General features: G+C 49.6%; 4 protein-coding genes. 2 read left to right on the top strand and 2 right to left on the bottom strand.

What is annotated here, in order from left to right:
• Positions 1-425 precede the first annotated feature (425 nt).
• Positions 426-707: a hypothetical protein gene (locus tag ABYT30_RS15950; RefSeq protein WP_373097475.1), complete on the top strand. Its 282-nt coding sequence runs from the start codon at positions 426-428 to the stop codon at positions 705-707.
• 39 nt (positions 708-746) lie between these two features.
• Here the strand turns inward: ABYT30_RS15950 and ABYT30_RS15945 are convergent, their stop codons facing one another.
• Together ABYT30_RS15945 and ABYT30_RS15940 are read right to left on the bottom strand one after the other, a co-directional pair.
• Positions 747-2,084 (bottom strand): choice-of-anchor Q domain-containing protein, encoded by a 1,338-nt coding sequence (locus tag ABYT30_RS15945; RefSeq protein ID WP_373097474.1) that lies wholly within the window; start codon positions 2,082-2,084, stop codon positions 747-749.
• A 14-nt stretch (positions 2,085-2,098) separates the two neighbouring features.
• Positions 2,099-3,460: a choice-of-anchor Q domain-containing protein gene (locus ABYT30_RS15940; protein ID WP_373082108.1), complete on the bottom strand. Its 1,362-nt coding sequence runs from the start codon at positions 3,458-3,460 to the stop codon at positions 2,099-2,101.
• Positions 3,461-3,697: 237 nt separating this feature from the next.
• On the opposite strand from ABYT30_RS15940, the gene ABYT30_RS15935 reads away from it, so the two are divergent.
• A complete protein-coding gene (locus tag ABYT30_RS15935) occupies positions 3,698-4,363 on the top strand; it encodes a TetR family transcriptional regulator (protein WP_373097473.1) in 666 nt (221 codons plus the stop codon).
• The last annotated feature ends 177 nt before the right edge of the window (positions 4,364-4,540 follow it).

Genomic DNA, 4,540 nt, shown 5'->3' with positions numbered 1-4,540 from the left:
GCAGCCTGTACCGCAGGTACGGCGGAGGTGCGACGTAGCGTAGCGAAGGCGTCGCGCAGCGATTGGAAGCGCCGCTTCCAACACAAAGTAGGTCATCATTACGCACCGCACTCAATTAAGAACCGCAGTCCGCCCTAAGCCTTTTTAACGCCCGCAGTACCCCCAACAGCGCCACGCTAGACGGGAGACGCAAAAGATAAAGTCAAAACCAAGCCGCAGCCATTTGCCAATCTCACTTAAAAGCCCCAGTAGGAAACCTACTGGGGCTTTTAAGTCTTAGCGTCTTCCGTCTTCCGTTAAGCGTCTCTCAGGCACTTAGCGTTCAACGTCTCCAGCCTAGCCTTAAGCGCTCCTCTAAATACGCGATTGCCTGTTCGCGGCTATGGGTATACTGTCTTTGAAATAGCCGCGAGATGGATAAAATAATGAATGTAGACAAAGCGAGAAAGCGGATCGCTAAACAGGGGAGGAAGGGCTTCCATGGTTATCCCCTCATTTCGCTCGCGTACTTTGGTAAAACCTCAGATATCGCCAGCGAAGTCGTTATTTCGTTTGTTATGGAAGAGGGGGATACTCCCCAAGAACAAAAATTTCATTGCGAGCATGACGCGCGTGAGGATGAGACCATTCAGTCAACCCTAGTGAAAATTATTGAACGCGCGAATGCGGCGACTGTAACAGAGATAGACGGTGTTTCGCTTGTTTAGTCGCCGCGCTTTTATGAAAGATGTGGCCGCAAAGTTGAGTTAGGTTTCGTCCTGGACTGCGCCACTATCACATGAGAATTCCCGCTGTTGGCCTCGTTGATCCTGGGCGGGGCACCGGTCTGCTAAGCCATTATCGCGCGCTGGGCTTGTAGCGTATGGCGCGTGGGTGTCGGTTGGACCACCATTATTTGCGAGCTCTCCTAGATCTGGGTTTGTCTCTATTCGGTCATTGCTAAAGTCGAGTTTACAGCTATCGTCATCAGAAATATTGCCGCCCATAGAGTGAATTGCCGCGATAGTATTTTTACAGTTAGCTGGGCCGCGAGTAGACGTGTTTCCAGCGATAATAGTATTTATCAACTCAATTGGTCGTCCGAATACTTCGCTACCTATTGCGTCAAAGACACCACCTGGGTCGCCCTGATAAGAGGTGGCTATATTTACGCCGCCGCCACCGATAACTGCATGGTTGTTGACGATGGTTGAATTAATGATGGTGACTGGCCCACCTCCGCGGGCGTCTATACCGCCACCTTCGCCTTGGGTGCCGCCGTCGCCAGTGCTATCCGAGCAGCAGTCTTCTAAGATGCGATTGTTACTTATTGTTGAATTAATCACTAAGCCTGCGGCGTCAAAGCGAATGCCACCGCCTTCGCTTTCGGCAGTATTATGGCTGATGGTGCTGGAGTCTATGATTGCCGAGCTGCTTGGTGTATTGAAAATACCGCCGCCATAGCCACTAGTATTGCGGGTGATTGTGCATCGTGTAACGGTGAGTTGACCTTGATTAAAGATGCCGCTGGCGGAGCCCCCAGTGACGGTAAGATCAGAGATAGTAAGTATTGCGTTTGGGCCAACACCAAATACCCTATCGATGCCATTGCCATCGAGAATGGTTTTTCTGGCGCCAGCGCCGCGAATATTTGTTGAACCCAGTACGGATAGCATGCCTGCATCTGAGGTTCCTTCGGCTACCACGGTAGGAATAAGTGGTGGCTCTATAAACTTATAGTGGCCCGGTGGCAGAATGATGACATTGGTGTGGGTAAGTGGGTTTGTAGTCAGCAGAAGGGTGGCGTTAGACTCTTGAACAGCCGCGCGTAAACTGCAGCCTCCAGTCGCTGTCTCGCAGACGCCGTCGCCTTGTAATACATCCGGCTCGTCACCTTCGTAATCGACAATAAAAGTACCTGGCGAGGCGGGACTGTATGGCGGTGAGTTATCTTGGCTCTCTTGCTGGATTTCACTTCCACTTTGGCTTTGGTTCGACGAAGGGTTACCCGAGCTGCCGCCACATGCGCTTTGAAGTATGATTAAAACGCCAATAAATGCAGTTGATATTTTGTACTTGCCAATACTATTTAGTTTACTTGTCATCTTCTTTTTCCGATTTATTTTACTGATTCGAAGGCGCCAATATCACAGCGATTATTTTCGCCGCGGGCTATTCCGCGCTGGTCAACTGTTGTACAGGTTTCAATTTTTCCTGCATTTAACGCCGGGCTCGATGGTAATAATGCATGGGTGTCTGTCGCGCCGCCGTTGTCGGCTAGCTCGGCTAGGAATGGTTCAGCACCAGGTATGTCGCCGACTTGATGTAATCCACAGCTGCCATCACTATCAATATTATTGCCCTGGGACAAAATTCTCGATACACCAACCGTCGTTAAGCAATCACCCTCAGGTACATCAGAAATATTATTCGCAATGATGGTGTTCTCTAAAATAAGGTCAAAATGCGGGACGTCTGCGGCGGCGGTTACTGGGTCAGGAAGGGCATCTATATATGCGGTATCAAAGTGTATACCGGCCCCGCCTTGAGGGGAGCTATTAAAGACAATCGTTGAGTTCCGGATGGTTGTGCCGATTCCCCGAATATCGATGCCACCGCCTTGTGAGAAGGAGAATGGCACACCGGTACCCATGGGTAGTGGCTCAGCTAAACCAAGAGCCTCATTGTGGCTGATGGTTGAATTTGTGATGGTACCCCTTGTGTCGATTCGAATACCGCCAGCCTGACCCATAGCAGTATTGTGACTAACGGTGCTGTCGTTCAATTCAAGGCTGCCAAGTGGATTGACAAAAATACCGCCGCCACCACTGGAGGTATTCCTAGTGACCCAAACCCGCCACAGTGCTAAGTGAGCTTGAGAGTATATTCCGCCACCCATGGTATTGCCTTCGCCGCCAGTAATGGTCATGTCTGTTAACAAGGTGTTGGCGCCGCGATGAACTTCGAATACACGGTCAAGCTGTTGGGCATCGATGACCGTTTCGCGGGCGCTTTCACCTCTAATGGTCATCGGCGCCATAATATCTAGAGATCCAGTGGCCTCACTTGAAATGATTGGTCTAGCAATGGCGGCATCAAGCCCGAGATCACCGGTAGTGAGAGCATTGGGTATACTTAGTACATACACGCCTTTAGGGATTGCAATGGTGTGTGGGGCGCCCTCGGCATTCAGTTCACTAGCATTTGCTTCCATAATTGCCGCGCGCAGAGTACACGTGCCTTGCTCGGTCGCGCATATCAGGTCGCCTGGCGTTTCATCTACCCCGTCTTCTAGGCTATCAACCCAAAACGCGCTTTGCGGTATGTTCTCGAAATTTGCTGATTGCCTAATCTCTGTGTCGGTCGGGGGCGGGTTCGAGCTACTGCTGTTGCCGCCGCAGCTGGCCTGAACAATGATAAAAAGGGAATAAATAAAAATTAATCGCTTATTTGGAGTGAGCAAGCGTGGAGTTTTGCGCATAAATAATTCCTTGTAATTTTTATTTTATAAACCTAGTGAAACCGTTATCGCGGCTTATAGAGCGTTCACTATTGCGTGGGGGCGATCGATAATGCCAGCGCGCGGCGCTTTGTTATTTTTATGACTATGTCATATTGTCACCACATGGTGACAAAGCCGAATATAACCACTTGGTGACATCGCTGTCAATCTCGTCTAATCTCGGTTCGGACCATTATTCATGTTTGGACAGCAGCCGTGAGTGCGAAGTTAAAAAAAAATGTACCTAAGGAGGCGGGCTTAAAAACCAACCCTTCTACCACAGAGGTTGGTGGTGGGCGTGAGCGGCTATTGAAGGCGGCTCTGCGTCTCGGTGCTCGAAACCGATCCATTGCTAACTTGGGGCTAAGAGAGTTGGCGCGGGAAGCAGGTATGCACCATACCGCGATATATCGACACTTTAAGTCGATCGACGAAGTTGCTGTGGCTTTGGTAGAACCGCTATCTACCCAATTGCGCGCCGATCTTCGAATGGCCCGCAGAAATGCGAAAAGAGACCCAAAGGATATGATTCGGGCATCTACGCAGCGTTATTTTGAGTATGTGCAGGAGCATCCTCTCGGGGTAATTTTTTGCGCTCGTGAAATTCACGGTGGCCTACCGAGTCTCCGCGAGGCGCTGCAAAAGATGTTAGATGAGTTTGCGGCCGATAGCGCGGAGGATTTGAGTTTACTTGGATTGCAAGAGCTACTGCCTGATTATCAAATGTTACTGACATTGACGCATTTAATCGCGCAGCACACACTTTTTGCAGCATTGGATTACTTAGAAAAGCCCGAGCGCGGTGAAGAAGTTGTCGAGCGGACCGTTATCTTTGTCGAGTGTCTTATCGTTGGCGCAATTGCGCGACATCGTTGTGAATAAAATTTTGATCCCAAGGCTCAGCAAAATTTAGCGTTGTCGGAGTCAAAGGTGTGGCAGCAGAATAATGTTTAATAATAGTGTTGAGACATAAATATGAGTGAGCTTCGAAGTGATTTGATTGCAATTGCAGAAACCTATTTAGATGCCGGTTTATTACAGCACCAGCCTGAAAAAGTG

The sequence above is a fragment of the Zhongshania sp. genome (assembly GCF_041623545.1).
Taxonomy (GTDB): domain Bacteria; phylum Pseudomonadota; class Gammaproteobacteria; order Pseudomonadales; family Spongiibacteraceae; genus Spongiibacter.
This window is presented reverse-complemented; position numbering and strand designations above follow the sequence as displayed.